At 55.9% G+C, this 23,837-nt stretch carries 21 protein-coding genes and 1 riboswitch; of the genes, 17 read left to right on the forward strand and 4 right to left on the reverse strand.

Annotated elements, in window-relative coordinates; genetic code table 11:
• Positions 1-138 precede the first annotated feature (138 nt).
• Together GFB49_RS12370 and GFB49_RS12375 are read left to right on the forward strand one after the other, a co-directional pair.
• On the forward strand, positions 139-1,140 hold the full coding sequence (locus GFB49_RS12370) for a TAXI family TRAP transporter solute-binding subunit (RefSeq protein WP_153216195.1): 1,002 nt from the start codon (positions 139-141) through the stop codon (positions 1,138-1,140).
• 159 nt (positions 1,141-1,299) lie between these two features.
• Entirely contained in the window at positions 1,300-3,597 is a 2,298-nt protein-coding gene (locus GFB49_RS12375; RefSeq protein WP_153216196.1) for a TRAP transporter permease, read from the forward strand.
• Between the two features lie 537 nt (positions 3,598-4,134).
• Here GFB49_RS12375 and fabA read toward each other — a convergent pair.
• Positions 4,135-4,644 carry a bifunctional 3-hydroxydecanoyl-ACP dehydratase/trans-2-decenoyl-ACP isomerase gene (gene fabA, locus GFB49_RS12385; protein WP_153216197.1) on the reverse strand — a complete coding sequence of 170 codons (510 nt, stop codon included), beginning with the start codon at positions 4,642-4,644 and terminating at the stop codon, positions 4,135-4,137.
• A gap of 189 nt (positions 4,645-4,833) precedes the next feature.
• Between fabA and irrA the strand changes: the two genes are divergently transcribed.
• A complete protein-coding gene (irrA, locus tag GFB49_RS12390) occupies positions 4,834-5,247 on the forward strand; it encodes an iron response transcriptional regulator IrrA (protein WP_153216198.1) in 414 nt (137 codons plus the stop codon).
• 21 nt (positions 5,248-5,268) lie between these two features.
• Here irrA and GFB49_RS12395 read toward each other — a convergent pair whose 3' ends face one another.
• Complete coding sequence (locus tag GFB49_RS12395) at positions 5,269-6,144, reverse strand: glycosyltransferase family protein (RefSeq protein ID WP_153216199.1); 876 nt, start codon at positions 6,142-6,144, stop codon at positions 5,269-5,271.
• Positions 6,145-6,285: 141 nt separating this feature from the next.
• Between GFB49_RS12395 and miaB the strand changes: the two genes are divergently transcribed.
• From miaB to GFB49_RS12445, 10 genes are all read left to right on the forward strand, one after another.
• Positions 6,286-7,611: a tRNA (N6-isopentenyl adenosine(37)-C2)-methylthiotransferase MiaB gene (miaB, locus tag GFB49_RS12400; protein WP_153216200.1), complete on the forward strand. Its 1,326-nt coding sequence runs from the start codon at positions 6,286-6,288 to the stop codon at positions 7,609-7,611.
• 306 nt (positions 7,612-7,917) lie between these two features.
• Positions 7,918-8,484, forward strand: coding sequence for an OmpA family protein (locus tag GFB49_RS12405; protein WP_194269340.1), 567 nt, complete (start codon positions 7,918-7,920; stop codon positions 8,482-8,484).
• A gap of 12 nt (positions 8,485-8,496) precedes the next feature.
• Complete coding sequence (locus GFB49_RS12410; protein WP_153216201.1) at positions 8,497-8,808, forward strand: hypothetical protein; 312 nt, start codon at positions 8,497-8,499, stop codon at positions 8,806-8,808.
• A gap of 143 nt (positions 8,809-8,951) precedes the next feature.
• Positions 8,952-9,965, forward strand: a complete 1,014-nt coding sequence (locus GFB49_RS12415; protein WP_153216202.1) for a PhoH family protein — start codon at positions 8,952-8,954, stop codon at positions 9,963-9,965.
• 38 nt (positions 9,966-10,003) lie between these two features.
• Positions 10,004-10,501: an rRNA maturation RNase YbeY gene (gene ybeY, locus GFB49_RS12420; protein WP_153216203.1), complete on the forward strand. Its 498-nt coding sequence runs from the start codon at positions 10,004-10,006 to the stop codon at positions 10,499-10,501.
• A gap of 36 nt (positions 10,502-10,537) precedes the next feature.
• Positions 10,538-11,428 carry a hemolysin family protein gene (locus tag GFB49_RS12425; protein WP_153216204.1) on the forward strand — a complete coding sequence of 297 codons (891 nt, stop codon included), beginning with the start codon at positions 10,538-10,540 and terminating at the stop codon, positions 11,426-11,428.
• Between the two features lie 6 nt (positions 11,429-11,434).
• Positions 11,435-12,937 (forward strand): apolipoprotein N-acyltransferase, encoded by a 1,503-nt coding sequence (gene lnt / locus GFB49_RS12430; protein ID WP_153216205.1) that lies wholly within the window; start codon positions 11,435-11,437, stop codon positions 12,935-12,937.
• A gap of 48 nt (positions 12,938-12,985) precedes the next feature.
• Positions 12,986-13,034: riboswitch (SAM-SAH riboswitch) on the forward strand.
• An 8-nt stretch (positions 13,035-13,042) separates the two neighbouring features.
• A complete protein-coding gene (gene metK / locus GFB49_RS12435; RefSeq protein WP_153216206.1) occupies positions 13,043-14,224 on the forward strand; it encodes a methionine adenosyltransferase in 1,182 nt (393 codons plus the stop codon).
• Between the two features lie 116 nt (positions 14,225-14,340).
• Positions 14,341-15,459, forward strand: a complete 1,119-nt coding sequence (locus GFB49_RS12440; RefSeq protein WP_153216207.1) for a THUMP domain-containing class I SAM-dependent RNA methyltransferase — start codon at positions 14,341-14,343, stop codon at positions 15,457-15,459.
• A gap of 165 nt (positions 15,460-15,624) precedes the next feature.
• Entirely contained in the window at positions 15,625-16,647 is a 1,023-nt protein-coding gene (locus tag GFB49_RS12445) for a hypothetical protein (RefSeq protein WP_153216208.1), read from the forward strand.
• On the opposite strand, the gene GFB49_RS12450 is transcribed toward GFB49_RS12445, so the two are convergent.
• The gene (locus GFB49_RS12450; protein WP_153216209.1) at positions 16,630-17,472 is read right to left on the reverse strand and encodes a 2-dehydro-3-deoxygalactonokinase; all 843 of its coding nucleotides are present in this window, start codon (positions 17,470-17,472) and stop codon (positions 16,630-16,632) included. The two genes, GFB49_RS12445 and GFB49_RS12450, sit on opposite strands and share 18 nt — an antisense overlap.
• Before the next feature lie 290 nt (positions 17,473-17,762).
• Here GFB49_RS12450 and GFB49_RS12455 point away from each other — a divergent pair, with 290 nt between their 5' ends.
• The 4 genes from GFB49_RS12455 to GFB49_RS12470 all read left to right on the forward strand — a co-directional run bounded on the left by GFB49_RS12455 (position 17,763) and on the right by GFB49_RS12470 (position 22,375).
• On the forward strand, positions 17,763-18,827 hold the full coding sequence (locus GFB49_RS12455; RefSeq protein ID WP_153216210.1) for an AraC family transcriptional regulator: 1,065 nt from the start codon (positions 17,763-17,765) through the stop codon (positions 18,825-18,827).
• A 243-nt stretch (positions 18,828-19,070) separates the two neighbouring features.
• The gene (locus tag GFB49_RS12460) at positions 19,071-19,952 is read left to right on the forward strand and encodes a sugar transferase (protein ID WP_343032557.1); all 882 of its coding nucleotides are present in this window, start codon (positions 19,071-19,073) and stop codon (positions 19,950-19,952) included.
• Between the two features lie 73 nt (positions 19,953-20,025).
• The gene (locus GFB49_RS12465) at positions 20,026-20,979 is read left to right on the forward strand and encodes a CpsD/CapB family tyrosine-protein kinase (protein ID WP_153216211.1); all 954 of its coding nucleotides are present in this window, start codon (positions 20,026-20,028) and stop codon (positions 20,977-20,979) included.
• Positions 20,980-21,103: 124 nt separating this feature from the next.
• Positions 21,104-22,375 carry a GumC family protein gene (locus GFB49_RS12470; RefSeq protein ID WP_153216212.1) on the forward strand — a complete coding sequence of 424 codons (1,272 nt, stop codon included), beginning with the start codon at positions 21,104-21,106 and terminating at the stop codon, positions 22,373-22,375.
• 7 nt (positions 22,376-22,382) lie between these two features.
• Here the strand turns inward: GFB49_RS12470 and GFB49_RS12475 are convergent, their stop codons facing one another.
• Positions 22,383-23,747 (reverse strand): oligosaccharide flippase family protein, encoded by a 1,365-nt coding sequence (locus tag GFB49_RS12475; RefSeq protein ID WP_246149705.1) that lies wholly within the window; start codon positions 23,745-23,747, stop codon positions 22,383-22,385.
• Between the last annotated feature and the right edge of the window lie 90 nt (positions 23,748-23,837).

Here is a 23,837-nt window from a genome sequence, read left to right on the forward strand (position 1 = left end):
TTCTGAACACGCTTTTTTCTTGAGTTCACCAATTTCTTGCATGTAGCGTCTGATACATTCTGACACGAGGGGTGTATGCCGGACGACGCGAAATGGAGGTCGCGTTGTCTCACACGGCAAAACAACAAGGAGGAACTTATGCATTTCAAAGCGATCAAGCGGCTAACGACCGTATGTGCTGCAACAGCGTTGACCGCAGGCGCGGCAGTCGCAGAAACTCAAGTCGATAAGACCGGTTGGCCTGAAAGCTTTACTGTTGGCACCGGCTCACAGGGCGGTACATATTTCGGTTATGGCTCGGGCTGGGCCGGTATCGTGTCGGACGCGTTGGGCGTGTCTGGCGGCGCGGAAGTCACTGGTGGACCGATGCAGAACATGGCCTTGGTTCACACGGGCGACCTGCCATTTGGCATGACCACAATGGGCCCGGCGGCTGAATCCATTGCCGGAAGCAACCCGATCGCACCAGGTCTACAGATGACCAATGCGTGCGCGATGTTCCCAATGTACCAGACGCCATTCTCGGTAACGGCTCTGTCGGCTTCAGGTATCTCCTCGGTAGCGGATATCCCGGACGGTGCGCGCATCGGTTTTGGCCCTGCGGGTTCGACATCGGACACCTACTTCCCGCGTATGATGGAAGAACTGGGTGTCAATTTTGAGCGCCGCAATGGTGGCTGGTCCGACCTTGGCAGCCAGCTTCAAGACGGTCTGCTGGACGTAATCGCATTCGCGGCGGGTGTTCCGGTTCCGGCGGTATCCCAGCTTGAGGCACAGGTGGCGGTGAATATCATCGAGTTCACGGAAGACGAGCAGGCAAAAATCACCGCAGCCTTCCCCGTAGCTCCGTTTGACATCTCGGCAGACTCCTACACAACCCTAGAGGCGCCAGCGCGCTCTGTCTCGATGTGGAATTTTGCAATTGCGAACTGCGATCTGCCTGAAACCTTCGTTTACGGTGTTGTCGACGCGGTTATGTCTGACAACGAGCGTATGGTGAACACACACCGTGCGGCCCGGTCCACGTTGCCACAGTACTGGGATCGCAACACCGTGATGGCATGGCACCCTGGCGCAGCCCGCTGGTTCAACGAAAACGCAGGCGCTGACATTGCTGACGGCATGATCCACGGCAACTGAGCCACACAGGTCGCGCATCGGCCGCCAAATGGCTGGGCCGGTGCGCCTTTTTCTTTGAAAAGACGGACGATGCCCTGCGGCGGCTTATGACGGTTCCGGTCATCCGAAACCCTCACGGCGAGGCACGTCTGGCGGCATATACGGCCGACAGGGGACACCATGGCAGAGCATACTAAAAGAACTGAAACGACTGACCCAGCAGCATTGGAGGATCAGGCAACAGTCTTGGCCGAAGGCGTGGATGAAGAGCCCATTGAGGGCAATCGCCGCCTGTTCACAGGCTCCGGCTATATGTTCATTGCAGCACTTTCGACGCTTTATGCCATGTTCCACATGATCGCGCTGAACGGTGTTTCTGTTTCCGATTGGACTGGCATCGAAATTCCATTGCTACCGCAGTTCCCGATGGAAACATGGAACTTCCGTATCGTCCACATCGCGGGCGCGCTGGCACTCGGGTTCCTTTTGTTCTCGGCGCACAGTTTTCACCCAGACAAAGAGTACAACAAGTCGCCGCTCCTGTCGTGGTTCGCACTTGCCCTTACCATTCCGGTTCTGATCGCCGGTGTAACCGCAGTTGGATTTGCAAGTACGATCAGTTCAGGCACTTTGCCGCAGATGGGTGGCCTGATCACCTGGCCTGCGTTCCCCGGCACTGAGATCTTTCAGACTGAAGTTCGCTGGTTCGGTATCCCGCTGTTGATCGCCACGTTTGGCGGGATCCTGTTGGGCTGGTTTGAGCGACGCGGGCGAGAGCTTTTTGCAGCCTCCGATGTGGTGCTGGCACTCTGTGGTGCAGTCGTGGCTGTCTATCTGGTGGCAATTTATGGCACAGCGGCGCGCAATTCGGTCGGGACCCCGTTCGTTCCGGTCGGGGTTGCTTTTGCAGCAACCGCAGGTGCGGCGATGATCATGGAACTGACGCGCCGCGTGGCGGGGCTCGCTCTGGTCATCATTACCGGTGTGTTCCTTGTCTACACGTTTACAGCGCACCTGCTGCCCGGCATTCTTGCCGTGCAAAGCGCCTATAGCTGGCAGCGTTTCTTCGGTCATGTCTATTCCGACGCAGGTATTCTTGGGCCAACCACCGCGGTTTCATCGACCTATATCATCCTGTTCATCATTTTCGCGGCGTTCTTGCAGGCCTCAAAGGTGGGCGACTATTTTGTGAACTTTGCCTTCGCCACCGCCGGGCGTGCGCGTGGTGGTCCTGCCAAAGTTGCGATCTTTGCGTCGGGCCTCATGGGCATGATCAACGGTACATCAGCGGGCAATGTTGTGGCTACCGGATCACTGACCATTCCGCTGATGAAGAAGGTCGGCTATCACAAGAAAACCGCTGGCGCGATTGAAGCCGCCGCCTCCACCGGTGGCCAGATCATGCCACCGATCATGGGGGCAGGCGCTTTTATCATGGCCGAGGTAACGGGCATTCCCTACCAGGAAATCGCGATTGCGGCTGTAATCCCGGCGATCCTCTACTTTGCCTCGATCTACTTCATGGTCGACTTTGAGGCGGCAAAGCTGAACATGCGTGGGATGCGCGAAGACGAATTGCCAAAATTCGCGAAACTGGTGCGCCAAGCATACCTGTTTATTCCCATCATTATTCTGATCGCGGCACTTTTCCTTGGATATTCGGTTATTCGCGCGGGCACACTGGCCACGGTGGCGGCTGCGGTGGTGTCTTGGCTGACGCCACATCGAATGGGTATCCGGTCGATCATCAAGGCCTTCGAGCTGGCCGGCGTCATGTCAATCCAGATCATCGCCGTCTGCGCCTGTGCAGGGATCATCGTGGGAGTCATCAGCTTGACTGGTGTCGGTGCGCGCTTCTCGGCGGTCTTGCTGGACCTTGCAGGTTTAAGCCAGCTGCTGGCACTTTTCTTTGCTATGTGCATCGCGATTCTTCTGGGAATGGGAATGCCGACAACGGCGGCCTATGCGGTTGCGGCATCGGTTGTGGCACCGGGCCTGATCCAACTGGGCATTCCACAGCTAACCGCGCATTTCTTCGTCTTCTACTTTGCAGTTGTATCCGCGATCACACCGCCCGTCGCCTTGGCCAGCTACGCTGCGGCGGGGATTTCGGGTGCAAACCCGATGGAGACCTCTGTGGCCTCGTTCAAGATCGGCATTGCCGCCTTTATCGTGCCGTTCATGTTTTTCTACAACAGCGCCATCCTGATGGAAGGCTCAACCGTCGAGATCCTTCGTGCAGGCGTCACGGCGGTCTTCGGCGTCTTCCTTTTGTCAGCAGGCGTACAAGGCTGGTTCATGGGCAGCCGCAGCGCATGGTTCCTGCGCATCGCACTTTTGGCCGCGGCGCTCTTCATGATCGAAGGCGGGATTGTGACCGACTTGGTTGGTGTCTGTGCTGCGGTTGCGATCTATTTTATCCAGAAAGTGTTCAACCCAAAGCCATACGCTACGATTGATGTACGCGGCGCAGATTAATACCGAACCACCCCGCATCGACGCCGATCATTGCTCGGTGCGGGTGATACCCTAACGGCAGCCTTCTAGTCTGTACCGTTGTGCAGCTGCATAGGCTTTGCATTTGAGCAACCGATTGAGGCTTGGTCTGATATTCGGCGTTAGGAACCGCAGATTGAACTTGCAAAAATCCTTTGCCACGAAACGTGTGGGATCAGGTGCTTGGTCCACCAGCATTCCGCGCCCTAGGAGTGAATGCGCAACGAAGGCGACGCCCAGTTCTTGGCAGATCTGCACAAGTTCCTGATCGCTTGTCTGGTCCAGAGAGAGTATTCGCTTTGCGCGACAGGTGGCGCTGCATAGCAGCGACCGACGAAATGGGAAGTGCCCAATCTGGGATGTGCTTCACAGAATTTCAGATAGTCATTTCTCGTACACGGGCTTTAGCTGCGGTATAACACGTCGGAAATAACGGTTCGAAGCAGGTATTGCCCCCAAAAAAAGAGGCCTGCTGGCCTCTTTCGTGTTTGGATGCAGAGTTGAGATTTAATCTCTGTTTCAGCTCTCGCTGAGCGCCACTTTCATGTCTTTGACCTGGTAGATCACTTCGCCATCCGCTTCGACGATACCGTCGGCCACGCCCATGGTCAGGCGGCGGGTTTGGATGGCTTTGGTGAAATCGATCTTGTAGGTCAGCATCTTGCGATCCGGGCGGACCATGCCGGTCAGTTTGACTTCGCCCACACCCAGAGCATAGCCACGACCCTGCCAGCCGCGCCAGCCGAGGTTGAAGCCGGTCAGTTGCCACAAACCATCCAGGCCCAGGCAGCCAGGCATGATCGGGTTTCCAGGGAAATGGCAGTCAAAGAACCACAGGTCCGGTGTGATGTCGAATTCCGCAATCACGTGACCTTTGCCGTGCGCCCCGCCGTCGCCACTGATGTCGGTGATGCGATCCATCATCAACATCGGTGGTGCAGGAAGCTGCGCGTTGCCGGGACCGAAAAGTTCGCCACGGGCACATTTCAGCAGATCTTCCTTGTCAAAGCTGTTGGGGTATTCGGCCATACTGGCGCTTCTCCTGCCTGATACATCGCATTTATCTGGCCTCCTGTAACACCGGCGTAACGGGTCCTGCAAGGGCACAGGCGGTAATCATAACGGGGAATAACACTCAGTTGCGAGTGAATTTCATTTGAACTCAGGGTGGGGGGAGTCCTATATATACGATCAGCAAAGGGATTCAGGAAAGACAGGATGCCCAATAGCGTGGAAATCGCGACGAACTGGTTGGTGACAGCCGGGTTACGTCCAACTCGTCAACGTTTGGCTTTGGCTGAACTGCTGGTAGGGGATGGAAATCACCGCCATGTCACCGCCGAAAGCCTTTTTGAATCCGCAAAGGATCGCGGTGCTGCCGTCTCTTTGGCGACCGTATACAATACGTTGCGCGCTTTCTGTGATGCAGGCGTCTTGCAGGAAATTACTGTCGACGGCTCCAAGAGCTATTTCGATACCAATACCCATGACCACCCGCATTTCTATCACGAGAATGAAGCACGGCTGTCTGACGCGCCTTCTGAAGAGCTGGTGATCAAACAGCTGCCCACGGCACCTGACGGGTTTGAGATTGCCTCAGTCGATGTTGTGATTCGGCTGCGGAAGGTGTGAAGTCTTCCGCACCCCGATTGTTTAAAACCACTGACCCGGCTCCATCAGGCCCAGATCCAGCAGCTGGCGGGAATGCCATTCAAAGGGTGTTGAATTATGCCACAGGAAGCTGTTGATCTCAAAGCGTGAGCCCGGATTGCGTCTCAACGCCTTGGCGGTTCGGAACGAGCAAACCGCTGCCGTCAGATTGTGGTGCCAGGGGCAGGCATAAGTGTTGTATTCCTGATCATTGAACGTGTGGTTGTCCTGCAGGATCAGGTCCGGTTTGGCCCGGAACAGCGAGATACGGTCAATCTTGCGGCTGGTCTCGGGAATATGCTCTTCAAACCGCCAGCGGACACCGCCAAAGAAATCCAATTGACGTTCGCGCGGGTGGCCGGTTTCTGGCGCATTGCGGGCCTGTGCGTAGTAACCCGATTTATCCAGATGTGCCTGTTCCAGCGACACGGCCGACGGTGTGGTTGTCAGATCGCCCGCATACAGGTCGATTACATAGGCCAGCATCGCATCCCGGCGTTCTTCGGCGTGAAACGCCAGCATCTCCCCGACGCTGCGGGTCTCGCAGAAGGGATAGAAGAGATATTCGGCGTTATGGCAATAATAAAGCCATGCCCCTTGGGGAACCTGCGCGATGATCTTGTTCATCGCCCTGGATACAGCGCCGTGGGGTGTGCAATCAAACGGAACCCGGTGGATCTTGTCCGCGACGTCCTTGGGAATTGAAAACGCGTCGGGCACCAGTGCAGCCACATGTTTAAAGCCACAGTCCAAATGATGGCGCAGTGTGGATGGGATCTCGACCTCGTCTTCCACAAAGATCAAAGCAATCGGCCCTTTGCCCAAGCCAGGAGCCTGGGTGAGGAAATCGTCAAACGAAGGATACTTGGTGCCTGTCATAGGATGCCTGTGCTGCAAGGTGGCCCAATTGCCGTTCTGGCCTTTTGTTGCAAAATCGGTTAATTGCGCCTCCATTGCAAGCGGCTCGGTTTCAGGCTATGAGCCGCGGCTGATCTCACCCCGTTTGGAAGGCTGACCACGATGAGCGCCCCAAAGAAGCTTTATATCAAGACCTATGGCTGTCAGATGAACGTCTATGACAGCGAGCGCATGGCGGAGACGCTGGGCGGGCAGGGCTATGTCGAGACCAAAAGTCCTGATGACGCGGATATGATCCTGCTCAATACCTGCCATATTCGCGAAAAAGCGGCTGAGAAGGTCTATTCCGAATTGGGACGTTTCAAAGGTCTGAAGGCTGAGAAACCAGATCTGAAAATCGGGGTGGCGGGCTGTGTGGCCCAGGCTGAGGGCGAAGAAATCATGCGCCGCCAGCCGTTGGTGGATCTGGTCGTTGGCCCGCAAAGCTATCACCGCCTGCCGGAGATGGAAGCAAAAGCCGGGCAGGGTGAGAAGGTGCTGGACACCGACATGCCCGAAGAAGACAAGTTTGAAAAACTCAAGAGCCGCCCCAAGGCAAAACGGGGCCCGACTGCGTTTTTGACGGTTCAGGAAGGCTGCGACAAATTCTGTGCCTTCTGTGTTGTGCCGTATACCCGTGGCGCCGAAGTCTCACGCCCGGTGGATCGCATTCTGACCGAAGCGCGGGATCTGGTGGAACGCGGTGTGCGTGAGATCACCTTGCTGGGGCAGAACGTCAACGCCTATCACGGGGCCGGGTCCAACGGGGCCGACTGGACATTGGCGCAATTGATCTGGGAGCTCGACAAAGTGGACGGGCTGGAGCGCATCCGGTTCACCACAAGCCATCCCAATGACATGCAGGATGACCTGATCGAGGCGCACGGCACCTGCAAAAAGCTGATGCCTTACCTGCACCTGCCGGTCCAGGCGGGCTCTGACAAAATCCTGAAGCGGATGAACCGCAGCCATACCGCCGAAAGCTATATTCGCCTGATCGAGCGGATCCGGGCCGCGCGCCCGGATATTCTGTTGTCTGGTGACTTTATTGTTGGCTTCCCGGAAGAGACCGAGGAAGATTTCCAGGCCACGCTGGATCTGATCAAAGAGGTCAAATACGGCACCGCTTACTCCTTTAAATACTCGACCCGCCCCGGCACCCCAGCCGCAGAGCGACCACAGGTGGACCCGGCCGAAGCGGATGATCGTCTGCAGCGGCTGCAATCGCTGCTGAACACGCAGCAACGCGAGATCCAGGACAGTATGGTTGGCCGCGAAGTTGGGGTTCTGTTTGAGAAGGCAGGGCGGTTCCCAGGCCAAATGGTGGGTAAATCCGATTACCTTCACGCGGTGCATGTTGCCGATTGTGGTCGTGAGGTGGGTGATCTGGCGCGGGTGCGAATTGTGTCATCCGGCGCGAACTCTTTGGCGGGTGAGCTGATCGAATAAGGCTGTCGCCAAACGCAAACGCTTATAAAGCCGTCACAGTCGTGACGGCTTTTGCGTTGATATTCACAAAAGTGAGTCCGAATTGCATCGCTTTGCGCAACAATTCTTCCATATGTGTTTTAGTGTTCCCAAATCTGTTTTAACTTCTTTGAAAATATTTGAATTACATCGCGCTTGACGGCTGCAAAGCAGCTATGCTGGCGCGGAAATAGGTCTCTAAACCGGTAAATTGGCAGCCGTGCTGTATTGATCCGTTTGGATAAAAGACCTTGTCGGGGGAAACGGAGCGAAGGATTTCGGGTCGTGTTGATTGAAAAAGCAAAAACGCTGGGTGCTGTGGTTGCAGCAGGCACATTGGCATTGGCCCTTGGGGTCTCGGGCGCTGCTGCGCAGACGCGTACGGTTATTGGGGAACGCTATATCCCGACAATCTGGGTGGATCCGGACGGGTGCGAACACTGGGTGCTGGATGATGGTGCCGAAGGGTATATGACCCCACATGTGACACCGGATGGCAAACCCGTCTGTCGGCGTGGTGAGTTGTGCGGCATGATGCCGACTGATCAGTTCTTTGCCACGGACAAACATTATATCAACACGGCGGGCCGCAAGCGTTTGGAGGATTTCTTTAACTCCAAAAAAGGCAGCTTCCGTGGGTTTGTGGTTGCAGGTCACACCGACAGCCGTGCCTCGGATGAATACAACATTGGCCTGTCTCAGCGTCGCGCCAATGCGGTTGCACATGTGGCCCGCTCGGTCGGGGCGCGTTTGTTCGATGTGCGTGCCTACGGTGAACGCGACCCGCGTAAGCCGAACACAAGTGCCGCCAACATGGCTGAAAACCGCCGCGTTGAAATCTACTGCCTGCGCTAAGGGAGAGAGAGTATGAAAGTTACCAAAGTTTTCGCCCTGATCGCAGTTGCGGGCCTGACGGCCGCCTGTTCTGCGGGGCACGGTGTGGTTGGACCAAATAAATCCTTGGACCGTGGCACCGATAGCAAAGACCTGTCGCAGCTGACCGCGGGCATCTGGGTTGACCCAAACGGTTGTGAACATTGGATCATTGACGATGGTGTCGAAGGTTACGCGGACCTGCGTCGCACACCTGACGGAAAGCCTGTGTGCAACAGCGAACTGCCGCGCAATGTGGCAACAGGACCTTTCAAGCAAGGCTCTCCGATTGCCGACAGCCTCTGAGGCTTGCGCAAAAACCTGCTGAATTGGCCGCCGTTTCCGGCGGCCATTTTGTTTCACTTCCATGAAATTTCTTGATGGGTGCTTGCGCGGGGCGGGCGACGGATGCAGACTTGAACCTGTAACGCCGGAAACAGGAGAACCGCTTGGCCTTTGGTGCCCCGAACCCTGCAGAAGACCAGACCACGATCCATGAAGTGCTGCTGGAATTCCCTGATAATCGTTTGTTGATCGACCTTTGCGGAGAATACGATCGACATCTGGCTGAAATCGAACAAAAGTTGACTGTGCAGATCGTGCGACGCGGCAATATGTTGTCCGTAATGGGCGATCCGGATATGCGCGAACAAGCGGCGGCTGTTTTGACCGCGTTGTATGACCGGCTTGAGACCGGGCGCAGCGTCGAAGTTGCTGATGTGGACCGCGAATTGCGGATGGACACCCGTGCCACCGAAGAGCCTGCGCCAGGTGACCAGCTGGAAATGTTCCGCGGCGGCAAGGTTGAAATCAAGACCCGCAAAAAGCTGGTTGAACCGCGCACCGACGCGCAGAAAGCCTATGTTCAGTCTCTGTTTGAGCATGAGCTGGCTTTTGGCATCGGGCCTGCCGGTACGGGTAAGACCTATCTTGCGGTGGCTGTGGGTGTGTCCATGTTCATCACCGGACATGTGGACAAAATTATCCTCTGTCGGCCTGCGGTCGAAGCCGGTGAACGCTTGGGCTTTCTGCCCGGCACGCAGGAAGAAAAAGTCGATCCCTATATGCAGCCGCTTTATGATGCGCTGAATGATTTTCTTCCCGGCAAGCAGCTGGCTAAGCTAAAAGAAGAAAAGACCATCGAGATCGCGCCGCTGGCCTTTATGCGTGGGCGGACTCTCTCCAATGCCTTTGTGGTGCTGGATGAGGCGCAGAACGCCACTACCATGCAGATGAAAATGTTCCTGACCCGTCTGGGTGAAGGGTCGCGCATGGTGATTACCGGCGACCGCAGTCAGGTCGACCTGCCGCGCGGGGTGACGTCTGGTTTGGCGGATGCAGAGCGGTTGCTGAATACGATCCCCAAGATCAGCTTTAACTACTTCACCTCCCGCGATGTGGTGCGTCACCCTCTTGTCGCAGCCATCATCGAAGCCTATGAGGCCGACGACGCGCCGGCCTAAGGGTCTGCGCCCGGATCGGATAGGGGACGAGGGCGGTTATGCTGGATATCGAAATCGAGGACATGCGCTGGCAGGAGCTGGCGCTTGAGACCTTGGCGCATGAGGCCGTTTCGGCCGCTCTTGCTCATGTGCAGCTGGATCTGGACGACTGTGAAGTTGTGATCCTGGCCTGCGATGACGCACGCATTGCAGAGCTGAACGAAGAGTTTCGCGAAAAGGCCAAAGCGACAAATGTCCTCAGCTGGCCCTCGGAAGACCTGGCGGCCGAGACGCCAGGTGCTGATCCCGAACGGCCTGAAGCCGATTTTACCGGCGAAATAGCACTGGGGGATATCGCGATTGCCTATGACACTTGCGCTCGCGAGGCGGAAGAGGCGGGCAAATCAATGACAGACCATGTTCGCCATCTGGTTGTTCATGGAACGTTGCATCTTTTGGGATATGATCACATACGTGACGAAGATGCCACGCTGATGGAAACTTTGGAGGTGGAGATACTTGGCAAGCTGGGTATCCCCAACCCATATGAGCATTAACGCATGCCCCGGGCCGGGCACAAATGGATTGGATAGATGGGCGATATAGAAGGCAGTTCTAACGCGGCGCAGAGCGCGCTGCCGAATGAGAACGAAGACGGGATGAGGCCGGGGGCCGGTTTCTTAGGTCGATTTTTTGGCAACCTGTCAGCACATGAACAGCCAAAACCTTCTGAAGTAAACGGTTTTTCCGCTCTGCCTCAGCAGCCACACGGGATGATGAACCTGCGCCGTTTGCGGGTGGAAGATGTGGCAACACCAGCGGCTGAAATCGTTTCGGTCCCTGCAAATATGTCCAAGGACGAGCTGGTGCAGGTGTTCCGCGACAGCGGCTTTACCCGCATTCCCGTCTATGAGGGCACGTTGGACACGCCGGTTGGTATGGCCCACCTCAAAGATTTTGCCCTGACCCATGGGTTCAATGGCGAGACCAGCGTCTTTGATCTGACCCAGATGCTGCGCCCCTTGCTGTTTGTGCCCCCATCGATGCCGATCGGGGTCTTGCTGACCAAGATGCAAGCCGAGCGGCGGCATATGGCTTTGGTGATTGATGAATATGGCGGTGTCGACGGGCTGGTGACAATCGAAGATCTGATTGAACAGGTTGTTGGTGAGATCGAAGATGAACATGACACCAACGAGCTGCAGACCTGGTTTCAGGAAAAGCCCGGCTGTTACGTGGCGCAGGCTCGCACACCACTGCCCGAGTTTGAGACTGAGCTTGGCCGATCTTTGACCGCACATGAGGATATCGACGAGGAAGAGATCGACACTTTGGGCGGTCTTGTCTTTGTGCTGTCGGGACGGGTGCCCGCGCGTGGCGAGGTGATCCGTCACCCTGAAGGGGTTGAGTTTGAGGTGATGGATGCGGATCCGCGCCGGATCAAACGTCTGCGGGTGCGTCTGCCACAGGCGGCGGCAGAGTAAGCGCTGATGGTGGCGCGGGTCGGGCCAGTGCTTGCGGCGTTGCTGCTTGGCGCGCTGATGGCGCATGCTCTTGCGCCCCATAATTGGTTGGGTGTGACGCCGGTTGCCCTAGTTTCCATAACTTTCCTTCTTCTGCGCGCGCGCACAGTCCGCGCAGCTGGCGGTCTGGGTTGGTTTTTTGGCTTTGGCTATTTCCTGAATGGGTTGTCCTGGATCCTTGAACCTTTCCAGGTAGAGGCTGAGCTTTATGGCTGGATGGCCCCCTTTGCCCTTGTGTTTCTGGCGGGCGGACTTGCGCTGTTCTGGGGTGCGGCTTTTGCTTTGGCGCAGCGATGCGCCGCAGGAAACTGGCGTGTTCTCGCGCTCATCGGGTTCTGGTCCCTGTTGGAGTTTGCGCGCGCCTATGCACTCACCGGTTTCCCCTGGGCTGGGCTGGCGCAATTGGGCATAACCCCGTGGACCTTTGGTGTTCTTCCTCTTTTAGGACCGCATGGTTTTGCCATCGTGAAACTCATGCTGTTTCTACCGCTTGCGCTGCTGCGGATGCGCAGGATCTGGCCCGTCTTACCTTTGGCGGGTTATGTCTTGACGGTGTTTAGCTTGCTGCCCGAAGCACCGCGCGAAGACGGCGTCGCCTATACCGATCACACGGTCCGGTTGGTGCAACCCAATGCCCCACAGGACGAAAAATGGCACCCCGATAAACGTTGGGATTTTGTCCGCAGGCAGGTTGCGTTTTCCGCGAATGAGCCACGGCCTGATCTTATCGTTTGGCCGGAAACCGCTGTGCCGCAGCTGTTGAACTATGCCGACGACACGCTCGCCGCGATATCACAGGCCGCGCATGGCGTGCCGATCCTGCTGGGCATCCAGCGCGAAGAAGACGGGCGCTATTTCAACTCGGCTGTCTTGTTGGATGAGTCGGGCGTCGCCACGGCGACCTATGACAAAATGCATCTGGTGCCCTTTGGGGAGTATATGCCCTTCCCGGATCTGGTGGCGCGATTTGGCATCTATGGTCTCGCAGCACGGGCAGAAGCAGGCTATAGCGCCGGAGAGGCGCGAACCTTTTTGGACACGCCTGCGGGGCGAACTTTGCTGCTGATCTGTTACGAAGGTGTCTTTGCGCATGAGATCGACACCCGCGACGCGCGCCCCGATTACCTGACGCTGATCACCAATGACGCCTGGTTTGGGACCTATTCCGGACCGCAGCAGCATCTGGTGCAGGCACAGATGCGGGCGGCTGAACAGGGCCTGCCGATGGTGCGCGTGGCCAATACTGGGGTCTCTGCAATGATCGACCCTTACGGGCGGATCGTACCCGGAATGAAACTGCCACTGGGGCAGGCCGGATACATCGACGCGGATCTTCCCGCACCTTTGCCGCCCACACTCTATTCCCGCACAGGGGATTTGCCTTGGTTCCTTTTGGCGGTGTTTTTGACGGCTGGATCGATGATTTCCCGGCGTAGCGGCCATTCTCGCAAAGAAGCGGTTAATCTCTAGGCGATAAAGATTGACCTTGAAGCAAGCTCCGCATAAGCGGAGAGAACACTCTCGTCACAACGGCTTCCTGGCGTGACGGGTAAATCACAATGGAGCACCTTCCCCATGACACGTAAGAACTACACCTTTACCTCGGAATCAGTATCCGAAGGTCACCCGGACAAAGTCTGTGACCGGATTTCTGATGCAGTGCTGGACGCATTCCTGGCCGAAGAGCCGGAAGCGCGCGTCGCAGCCGAAACATTTGCCACCACGGATCGCGTGGTCATCGGGGGCGAAGTGGGCCTGTCCGATCAGGACAAGCTGCATGACTATATGGGCAAGATCGATGAGATCGCCCGCGCTTGTATCAAAGACATCGGATACGAGCAGGACAAGTTCCACCATGAAACCGTGGAAATCACCAATCTGCTGCACGAGCAATCCGCGCATATCGCACAAGGTGTCGATGCGGCGGCAGACAAGGATGAGGGGGCAGGCGACCAGGGCATCATGTTTGGCTATGCCACCAATGAGACCGAAGCCTTGATGCCAGCGCCGATCCAGTATTCCCACGCCATCCTACGCCGTCTGGCAGAGGTGCGCAAAAACGGCACCGAGCCTGCGCTGGGCCCGGACGCCAAATCTCAGCTGTCCGTTGTCTATCGCGACGGCAAGCCGGTTGGCGTCAGCTCTCTGGTTCTGTCGACCCAGCACCTGGATGAAACGCTGACTTCAAACGACATCCGCGCGATTGTCGAACCCTATTTCCACGAAGTTCTGCCCGAAGGCTGGCTGACGGATGAAACCGTTTGGCACGTGAACCCAACCGGTAAGTTTGTGATCGGCGGCCCCGATGGCGACGCAGGTCTGACCGGGCGTAAAATCATCGTCGACACCTATGGTGGCGCGGCGCCGCATGGTGGCGGTGCTTTCTCTGGCAAAGATCCAACCAAAGTGGACCGTTCGGCGGCCTATGTCGCGCGGTATCTGGCCAAGAATGTGGTTGCCGCTGGCATGGCCGAGCGCTGCACCATCCAGCTGTCCTATGCCATCGGCGTGGCGGCTCCTCTGTCGATCTATGCGGATCTGCATGGCACCGGCAAAGTTGAGGCTGTCGCCATTGAGGCTGCGATACCGCAGGTCATCGATCTGACCCCGCGAGGTATCCGCACGCACCTGGGGCTGAACAAGCCGATCTATCAGCGCACTGCTGCTTATGGCCACTTTGGCCGCACGCCGGATGCAGACGGTGGTTTCAGCTGGGAGAAGACCGATCTGGTCGATGCGCTGACCAAATCCGTTTAATCGGCCCAATACGCCGGACAAAACAGACAAACGGGTCGCCTGGCGGCCCGTTTTCTTTTGTCGCGGCCCTCAATTTTGCATCGCGGCGCCGTGGCTTTGCCGCTAAGGAGGGCCGCATGGACAAAACTGCTGACTTTGAGATCTTTTTGATGGTGCCCCCTGGGCTGGAGCATCCGCTGGCCGCCGAGGCGCGCGAGCTGGGCTTTAAAGTGTCCCAGATCATCCCGGGCGGAGTGATGACCCAAGGCGGCTGGCCGGATGTGTGGCGGGCCAATTACCTGTTGCGCGGCGCGACACGGGTTTTGGCGCGTATCGGCGGGTTTCGCGCCTTCCATCTTGCACAGCTGGATAAACGCGCGCGCAAGTTTCCCTGGGCCGATGTCTTACGCCCGGATGTGCCGGTCAAGGTGGAGACAACCACCAACAAAAAGTCCAAGATCTATCATGCGGGTGCTGCAACCCAGCGCATCGAACGGGCGCTCAGCGAAGAGATGGGCATCCAGATTGCTGAGGATGCGCCGATCACGATCAAGCTGCGCATCGATGACAATACCTGTGTCTTCAGCGTTGATACCTCTGGTGAGCCGCTTCACAAACGGGGCCACAAAGCAGCCGTTGGCAAAGCCCCCATGCGTGAGACGATGGCAGCGATGTTCCTGCGTGAATGCGGGTTTGACGGTCAGGAAACCGTGTTGGATCCAATGTGTGGGTCTGGCACCTTTGTTTTGGAGGCTGCAGACATTGCGCAAGGCTTGGCACCGGGGCGCAGCCGCAGCTTTGCGTTTGAACAGCTTGCCACATTTGATCCGGCTGGTTGGGACGCGGTCAAATCGCAATCCACGCCGCAGCCATCCCAAATGCGGTTTTACGGGTCTGATCGCAATGCAGGCGCGGTTGAGATGTCGGCGCAAAACGCCGCGCGTGCGGATGTTGCGGACCTGTGCAGGTTTCAGCAACTGGCCATGGGCGACGTGCGCCCGCCCGAGGGACCGCCGGGATTGGTGATGATCAACCCGCCCTATGGTGCGCGTATCGGCAACAAAAAACTGCTGTTTGCTTTGCATGGCACAATGGGAGAGGTGTTGATGGAGCGGTTTTCTGGCTGGCGTGTCGGCATCGTGACCAGCGACAGCGGCTTGGCCAAGGCTACGAAATTGCCGTTTCTCCCAACCGGCGCACCGGTCGCACACGGTGGGTTAAAAGTAAGGCTGTTTCGAACGGATCCTTTGCCTTAAGCCGCCCCTTAGCCCAAGAGATATATTCAATTATATCTACTTCTTACGCAGAAATGCGCCGCGAGGCTCTGTTTTGCCGCAATATATTCAGATTTTCGCAGCAGTCTGATCCATTAGCTGAGAGACCTTAGGATCTCTGTTTGGGTTAGACTGTGTGAGGTTAAAATGGATGGGTCTCTGAACGATCGTGAGCGCATGATCATGGGGATTGCGGCCGGTCATTTTGGCAAGGATGTGATCCGTGTCGAGGCGCTGAAACAATCGCCGCATTCTTCCATGCGGGTGTGGTTTTCCGATGGATCCGTCATCGCGAGCCAGCGCCACAACTATCGCCGCACCCATCTGGAGGCGATGGTTCTGGAACAACTCTCTCCGATCTGCGATGATGTTCCAACCTTCCTTGGTTTGTCTGATGGGTTCTTGTTCCAATCAGACATCGGTCACGCAAGGTTGGGGGACGAAATTCTGGAGCATGACGCCGCTGACAGGATAGAATTGGCAGCCGAAGCCTGTGCGTCCATCTTCCGCATTCAGTCCGCAGCACGCCAATCCGGGGTGGTGCAGCTGGTGCCCAAGATCGGCACAAGCCAGGAGTGGATGGAAAACTTGGTCGGGTCTGTGGACGCTTTGCAGCTGTTTTCCGGTGGAATCCCGGACAGTTTTGACTTTCAGGCTGTGGCAGATCGGTTGACGGTGCAGAAATGGGATTTTGTCAAATGGCATTGCCGCCCCAGTTACGCGGTGATCAGCGATGATGGTTTTCTGCGTTGGAACGGGTTTGATCTGTCCGGCAGCCGTCATGGGGCCGAAGATCTGGCTTGGCTCATCGGTGATGAAGAATGGCCCATCGCGCCGCATGATATGCTGGACATCGTGAAACAGACATTTGATCCGCACAATGGCATCGGTTGGGATCAGTATTTGGACTATTTGGCAGTTTATACCACGTTGCATTGTGTACAGCGGTTTAAATTGATCATTCGTGGCGCGCAGGAACACGGGTGGTACTGCGACCAGTCGATGGCGCGCAAGGACAGCCCCGGCGTTGACCCGAATTTCGCGCGGCAATTGTGCCAGGTGGGCGCGTTTTTTGCGGATCAGTCCAAACTGACACGGCCCTTGGTTCGCAATTTTGAGCGCACGTCCTTTGTCACTGATGCGATTAACCAATCAGATCTGCGTACTTAGGATACGTCGACGCGCAGCGTTTAGCCCGGCAAGGCAGGTTTTCTCAGGCCGGGCGAGTGTCACAGGTAAAAACTGGCTCTGAAACGCCGCCTCATAAATGGGTGACACATCAGCGGCGGCAATCAGCGCCAGGTTTTGTCCCAACCAATAGGGGCGCGTCGCTGCAAGCTCTGCACCCAGCAACGCGCCCCAGCCTTGTGAAGCCGAAAGGTCAGCCGTGTTGGGGTGGGCCTTTCTGGACCAAACCGCACTGCTGAGACGAGCGGCCAAAGCCTCGGGGCGCGACAGTGTATCCTCAAGCGCGCTGGTCAACACAGCCGTATCAGCGGGCGATGTGAAACCCAAAGAACGGGCCAAGGTCGGGGTGAGGGTTGTTTCAAAGCTGACAACTTCATCCGCGCTGATCTGCGCCCAGGTGCTGCTGTTTCCAACAACACAGATGACCCCATCCCAATTTGGGTTCAGCGACAAGAAGCCCGCGATTTTTGTCGCATCCCCTTGCAGCTGGCCGCAAGGGTGAGTTTGGGAAATCTCTGCCAGGGTAAAAACAGAAGTTTCTCCAAAGTCACTGCGCCGAATGGGCACCTGCGCAGGGGCGGTCGGCACCGACACCTTCTCGCAATCGTCCAGACCAGCGGCGACAACGGGAACTGCGTTCCAGCCAGTTTGGGACAGAATTCCAGCCAAATCTTCGGCTGTGACCGTCGGTCCAATGACTTGGCGTTGCGTATGTTCCACCTGTTGGTCGCGCATCTTCCAAATCGACAGTGTATCCCCATCGCGGACAACTGCGATCCACTGTGTTGATTGGGCTAAGCTTACCATGGGCACACCAGTGTTTTGAGATTGCTAAAAACAAGAGACATACATCTCTCGTCTCAGGTGGTAAACTCATTGGGTGATTGAAAGCTACTCCGCATGTCAAAACCAATGTGCGGGCGGATGTAGCCCCTATGCCATCGTGTGCCCGGCCTGAGCTTTGGAAAGCTCATCCCCTCAGGCAAAGACCTTACGTTGTCGCAGAATACATAGAATTCAAAGAATTGCGTATTGCGTTGGAACTGTAGTGCCGGACGTTTGCCTTTTGAAGGGCGGCGCGGGGCGGGAGAACACACATGGAAAAAGGTGCAAACATCACTCTGTCTCATACGGTGCCGGTGCGACGGCCGGGTTTTCTGGTCCAAGACGTGGTGCAACGGCTTCATGCAAAGGGCGTTTTGATTGAAGATTTGTTCCCACTGGGCCCTGCGGCCTCAACGGTATTGGATGGTGAAGCACCGGATTTGAGCTTCTCTGAAGCTGCATCATTTTTTGAGCACGCAGCCCGTGTGACCGAACAGCCGGATTTCGGGTTTTTAATGGGTTTGCGTCGTGATTTTCGACTGTTGGGTCTTGTTGCCTATTCCGCGCTCAGCGCCGCCACTTTGGCGGAATTTCTAAATGCGTTTTCGCGAAACCTATTTTGTTATTCAGGTGGCGTGCAGGCAAAGCTCACGAATACGGGAAAGATGGTTTGGCAGGTCACGGAACAGCCGCATTTACCGCATCGACAATATCTTGAGTTTTTGGTGACGCTGTTGTTCAAAGCTGCGCGCATGTATCTTGAACCACGCTCAGGCAGCCAGGTGCTTTCTGCCAAAGCGGTGTGGCTGGACCTGTCTGACGGCAATCGAAATGGGGAGAGAGAGGCCTTTTGGGGCTGTCCTCTGATCCACGAGACCGGGCGATTTGAAATCCATTTTAACGGTTCTGACCTGCGGCGGCAGATGCGCAATGTTGATCCCTTTCTGTCCCGGTTGATTGAAGGTTTTGCCACGCTCCAAGCCCAAGAGGATCAACGATTGCAAAACACTTTGGTTCATCGGCTCAGGACCGTCATGTATCAAAAACTGGCCGATCCCGGTTTGACGCAGGAGGCTGTGGCGCAAGAATTGGGAATGAGCGTGCGGACATTGTCGCGCGAATTACAGCGACTTAATATGCGGTTCTTTGAAGAATTAGACGATATCCGGCAAGATCTGGCTTGTCGATATTTGTACGAAACAGAATGGACGAGCGCTAATGTGGCGGAGCAGCTGGGCTACGCGAGTGTGAGCAGTTTCAACGATGCCTTTCGTCGGTGGACTTCAACGACTCCGACCAAATTTCGCCGAAAGGTTAGGGCCACATTAGAAAGGTAAGGTTTGTTTGTACAAATGCATTAGATTCTTAAAACTTGTGACTTAATCCCATGATCTATTTAGCGTTTCTCGAAACAGTTTTGTGAAAAAAGATAGACTGTTTACTCCGAAAGGGGTGATCTTAACCATATTTTATCCTATCTTAACCTAAATGCAAATTTTGAAAAAACTGCCTCAAATTTAAGGTAAAAGAAAGGCGAGAATTTCGCTGCTCTTCCGGCCGGTGGGTCAAGGGGCATTCGGGTGTCCGCTGGCGGAAAATTACAGACAGATCTGCACGTTGGGGAATGTGCACAGGACCTGATTGGGCGCCTGTATGGTTCTGTTTGGCGCGGCGGAATGTGTAGTACGTGGGATCAGTGGGGGTTTTACATGGATGAGTTGCTTGTGCGCGACAAAGGGTCAATCTTTGTCGGACGGAAGACGGCTGTGACTGGCGGTCATGCAGGAGAAGAGGCCGCTGTTCTGCCAGAGCCTGAAACATTTGCTGTTTGGGGGAGCGGTGATTCAGGGTTCGATGGGTATGGGCGTTTTGGAAAACGAGTCATTGATCTGATTTTGATCTTGGGCAGCGCGCCCATTGTGCTGCCGATTATTGCACTTTGTGCCTTGGCCTTGTGGATCGAAAGCGGACTGCCTTTTTATCGCCAAATCCGTTTAGGTCGAGATGGGCGCGAGTTCTCTATTTTGAAGCTACGAACCATGGTTCGGGATGCAGAAACATTGCTGGCTTATCATTTGGACGCTGACCCGCAGCTTAGGGCTGAATGGGACAGCACTCAAAAGCTCAAAAATGATCCACGGATCACGCCGGTTGGCCGGTTTTTGCGTGTCACATCTTTGGATGAGTTGCCGCAAATCTGGAATGTTTTGAAAGGTGAGATGAGCCTGGTTGGTCCACGGCCGATGATGCCGGACCAACTGCATATGTACGGCGCTCCGGATGCCTATTTCGCGCTGCGTCCTGGAATAACAGGAAAATGGCAAGTGTCTGCGCGAAATGAGAGTGGCTTTGGTGCACGTCAAATCTTGGATCGTGACTATTTGGCTCAACTGAGTTTTTTCGAAGATGCCAAAATTCTTCGTCGTACCTTCGGCGTGGTTTGGCGCGGCACCGGATATTGAGTTTTTCCTTCACAGGCCGGTGTTTTGAAATGCGCCGAACTATTTTAAGCTGCAAGGACGTGGAGATTTCAAGATGAAAGACCTATGCGATTGGAATACCGCTGAGTTGGGCGACGGCGACAAGGTTGAGCATGTTCGTCCATTGACCGAGGAGCGCACTGTGGCACAGCCGCCCAAGATCAAGAGCTTTCACCGCCGGAACCGTGAGATTGAGACCGTTTTGGTGACCGAACCGAAACCCGTTGCCCCCCCGGCTACTCTCGCGGCCACGCACTCTATGCCAGCGGAGAAACCTGAAGCTGTTCTCGAAAAAGAGCCAACCCCGTCTGTCAGCAGAAGCCCACTGTGGAGCCGGGTACGTACGATCAAAGTCGATACGGATCTTGCCATGCGACGCGGGTTGCCAATGGTTGATCGCTTCCGGGACACTGAAAGCGCCAAGGCCATTGATTTGCTGCGCACACGCATGCTGCACACTTTGCGTGCGCAAGGCTGGCGCCGGGTGGCCATCGCCGCACCCACCAGCGGCTGCGGCGCAACTTGGGTCACAACAAATCTCGCACAGGGTCTCGCACGTATTCCGAATTCGCGCACAATTGTAATGGATCTGAACTTTCGCAAGCCCGGAGTGGCGCAGGCGCTCGCTTTGCCAGTTCAAGGCGATATGGCTGGTTTTTTGTCGGGTCGTTTGCCGGGACACCGGCACTTGTTGCGACTGACGGATGGCTTGGCGGTTGGCTTAAACGGTGCAAGCACCGCTGTTGGGTCCGAAGTGCTTCACAATCCCACGGCAGCAAAGGTCATCGACACAATGATGGAAGACAGCCGCGCAGACGTGGCTTTGTTTGATCTTCCGCCCGTGCTGGAACACGACGATCTGACGGCTTTTTTGCCGCAAGTCGATGGTGTTTTGCTGGTGGCCGATGGAACCCGCACCACCGCAAAGGATCTTGCGGCTTGTGAGAAGATCCTGGCAGGCCATACCCAACTGCTGGGGGTTGTGTTGAACCGCGCGCGCCCTAAATAATAGCGCCTTTTGTATTTGCTTCGATTTTTGTCATAGTTTCGCCTGTTTGATATGGTCCAACGAACAGGACAATGCTGCAGTGCTGTGGCAGGACTATCCTAAACACGTTTTATAGAGTTACGAAATGGGGCCTATCTATTCGCTGCGGGACTTCTTGGACATGCTGCGGCGTCGCGCGCGTGTCATCTTGGTCTTGACCTTGTTGGGCTGTATGGGTTCGGTTTGGTTTGCCCTCCAGCAAGAGCATTCCTACCAATCAGCCGTTGTTATTCAGGTCGCGCAGCCCACCATTGCGGACGACCTTGCAAAATCGACGGTGGATGGCTCTTCGGCCCGACGCATTCAATTGATTGAACAGCGGTTGATGTCGCGCAATCAATTGCTTGAGATTGTTGATAAGTTTGGAATTTACGATGATCTGCCACAGCTGCGCCCTTCCGAGATTGTCGACCTTATGCGACAGTCGATTGGGATCACCGGTGTTGCTGCGGCGCGCGAAGGATTTGCGGATGACGGGACGATTTCGGTCCTGACCATCACGGCCACCATGTCCACACCGGAAATGGCGCAACAGGTCGCGGATGAGTTTGCATCGCGCATCATTGATCTCAGCATTCAATCTCGGATTTCGCAGGCGCGGGAAACCCTGCAATTCTTTGTTGAAAAAGAAAACGCGCTCAAGGAAGAGCTGGTGCGCCTCGAAGATGAGGTGGCGACCTATCGTTTTGAACATGATGTGTCTTTGCCGGGCGTGGTTGAACTGCGGCGCGGTGAAGTTGCGCAGATCAATCAAAGCCTCTTGGAAATTGCCCAGGACAAGATCGCTTTGCGTCGTGAAGCGGATCAAGTGCAGGAAAATGAGCGCCCCGCGACGGCCCGGCGTAAGTTGGCCGAGCTGCAGGAACAGATGGCAACGCTGGATGAGCAAAACGATTTGCTGAACACGCGCAAAGAAGAGTTGGAAGCAGGATTGCAGACAACACCGCAGGTGGAGCGACAATTGGGGGCCTTTGAGCGCCAGATCGAACAGCTGCAAAGCCAGCTTGGTACGATCATCGAGCGTCGCAGCGAAGCCGAAGTTGGCTTTCGCCTGGAACAATCCAGCCAATCGGAACGGTTGACGGTGATCGAGGCAGCGTCCTACCCGGACTATCCAGTTGATGGCGGTCGCAAAAAGCTTGCGATTATGGGTGCGATGGGCAGCATCGTCATGGGGATCTGCGCGGCCTTTGGGCTGGAGCTGTTGCGCCCTGTGATGCGTACCGCAGCGCAGATGGAGCGGGAAACGGGACTGATGCCCGTTGTGTCGATACCAGAGCTCAAAACTGACGCGAGATCGATAAAGCGGCGTCAGAAACAAAAGGCAAAACAGCGCGGCGTTCGGCGCACGGTTTGAGACTTTCTCAGGGTTGAAAAGTCAACAGCATGTGCCAAACCCTGTCCCAATGGATCCACACGGCGTAACTCGCAACCAGCAAGGTGAGACCCGTTGCCACGACATCATGTAGCGGGTCCCAAACCTTGTGTGCGCGCGCGATTGCCACAATCGCAGGATATGTTACCAAAAGGGCGATGCCCATGGCTGCGATGCCACCTGGCAGGCCGAACCAAACAACGCCGCACAGAAACAGAAGGGTTTGCGAAACGGCCCGGATGGCGCTGACCCAGAAGAAAGATTTACTGTCTCCTGCGGCCAGTGCGGCTTGGTCATAGGTCATGACAATGACAGCTGGGGCTAGAACCAAGGACAAGGGAACCATAATGGCACCTGCAATTTGGTAGCGATCATCATACAGCAGATCGACCAGCCAGGGTCCGGCCAGAGCCATGGTCCACAAGAGGGCAAGAATACCACCAGACAATCCGGCGCGCAGCATGCGTTGTTTGCGCAAACTTTGCGCATCTGCGGCCGATGAATCGCGATAAATTGGGATCATCAGCCGTTGATTAACCGCATAGCCCAGGGACATCGGAAAACTCGCCAGGAAAAAGGCGATATTATAAACGCCCAGCATCTCTAAGGAGATGAACTTTCCCAAAATCGCCCGGTCGCCTTGTGATGTGATGAACCAAAATGCGGTCGACAAAAAGATCCATTTGCCGAACTTTATCAAGTCCTGCGCGCAGCTCTTGTCCCAATGAAACCTGTTCCGATGACCCGGCAGATTGATGTGTGTGGACAAGACATAAAACAAAGACTGTATGACAGTGCCAAGCGCCAGCGCGACAACAGATTGGGTCGCCAGCGCAAGAAGGACGATAACAATCAGGCTTACCGCTTGGCTTGCCAATTCCAATTGGGTCACGCGACCAACCAAAAGATGACGGTGCGCTGTCTCGATCCGGGTGGGTTTAAACCCTTCAACTGCCAGCATGGTGCCCGCAATTGGCAAAAGGTAAATGAGTTCCGGTGCATCGTAAAAACGGGCAACGGGCCAGGCCAGCAGAAAAGTAATCCCCCACAAGCCCAATCCGCGCACCACTTGGATCGTCCAAGCCGTGTCCAAGAAATCAGGATCATCCCCTCGTTTGCTTTGCAAGATCGCGGGGCCGATCCCCACATCGGAAAATAGGACCAATCCGGTGGTGATCACAGTGATCAGGGCCATCACGCCAAAGGCTTCGGGAAACAGGATCCGGGTCAGGATTAGGTTGGACGCCAGCCGCATCGCTTGGCTGCCGCCAAAGCCCAAAATCATCCAAGAGGCAGAGCGCACCGCACGCGCCATCAATCCAGACCCTTGAATTCGCGCGATGACCCCAACCATTCAAATTATCCTTTTACATCTGTGGGCAAGCTAGGGGCCGCCAGAACTGCGGTCAATTCCCGTCGAATGCTGATCGAGATTAGTCTTGTT

The sequence above is a fragment of the Tritonibacter litoralis genome, from assembly GCF_009496005.1.
GTDB lineage: Bacteria > Pseudomonadota > Alphaproteobacteria > Rhodobacterales > Rhodobacteraceae > Epibacterium > Epibacterium litoralis.

Excerpts from the sequence above, each read along its gene's own strand:
- GFB49_RS12370 (WP_153216195.1), top strand. The coding sequence starts at position 139 with ATGCATTTCAAAGCGATCAAGCGGCTAACGACCGTATGTGCTGCAACA.
- GFB49_RS12375 (WP_153216196.1), top strand. The coding sequence starts at position 1,300 with ATGGCAGAGCATACTAAAAGAACTGAAACGACTGACCCAGCAGCATTG.
- fabA (WP_153216197.1), bottom strand. The coding sequence starts at position 4,644 with ATGGCCGAATACCCCAACAGCTTTGACAAGGAAGATCTGCTGAAATGT.
- irrA (WP_153216198.1), top strand. The coding sequence starts at position 4,834 with ATGCCCAATAGCGTGGAAATCGCGACGAACTGGTTGGTGACAGCCGGG.
- GFB49_RS12395 (WP_153216199.1), bottom strand. The coding sequence starts at position 6,144 with ATGACAGGCACCAAGTATCCTTCGTTTGACGATTTCCTCACCCAGGCT.
- miaB (WP_153216200.1), top strand. The coding sequence starts at position 6,286 with ATGAGCGCCCCAAAGAAGCTTTATATCAAGACCTATGGCTGTCAGATG.
- GFB49_RS12410 (WP_153216201.1), top strand. The coding sequence starts at position 8,497 with ATGAAAGTTACCAAAGTTTTCGCCCTGATCGCAGTTGCGGGCCTGACG.
- ybeY (WP_153216203.1), top strand. The coding sequence starts at position 10,004 with ATGCTGGATATCGAAATCGAGGACATGCGCTGGCAGGAGCTGGCGCTT.
- GFB49_RS12425 (WP_153216204.1), top strand. The coding sequence starts at position 10,538 with ATGGGCGATATAGAAGGCAGTTCTAACGCGGCGCAGAGCGCGCTGCCG.
- lnt (WP_153216205.1), top strand. The coding sequence starts at position 11,435 with ATGGTGGCGCGGGTCGGGCCAGTGCTTGCGGCGTTGCTGCTTGGCGCG.
- metK (WP_153216206.1), top strand. The coding sequence starts at position 13,043 with ATGACACGTAAGAACTACACCTTTACCTCGGAATCAGTATCCGAAGGT.
- GFB49_RS12440 (WP_153216207.1), top strand. The coding sequence starts at position 14,341 with ATGGACAAAACTGCTGACTTTGAGATCTTTTTGATGGTGCCCCCTGGG.
- GFB49_RS12445 (WP_153216208.1), top strand. The coding sequence starts at position 15,625 with ATGGATGGGTCTCTGAACGATCGTGAGCGCATGATCATGGGGATTGCG.
- GFB49_RS12450 (WP_153216209.1), bottom strand. The coding sequence starts at position 17,472 with ATGGTAAGCTTAGCCCAATCAACACAGTGGATCGCAGTTGTCCGCGAT.
- GFB49_RS12455 (WP_153216210.1), top strand. The coding sequence starts at position 17,763 with ATGGAAAAAGGTGCAAACATCACTCTGTCTCATACGGTGCCGGTGCGA.
- GFB49_RS12465 (WP_153216211.1), top strand. The coding sequence starts at position 20,026 with ATGAAAGACCTATGCGATTGGAATACCGCTGAGTTGGGCGACGGCGAC.
- GFB49_RS12470 (WP_153216212.1), top strand. The coding sequence starts at position 21,104 with ATGGGGCCTATCTATTCGCTGCGGGACTTCTTGGACATGCTGCGGCGT.
- GFB49_RS12475 (WP_246149705.1), bottom strand. The coding sequence starts at position 23,747 with ATGGTTGGGGTCATCGCGCGAATTCAAGGGTCTGGATTGATGGCGCGT.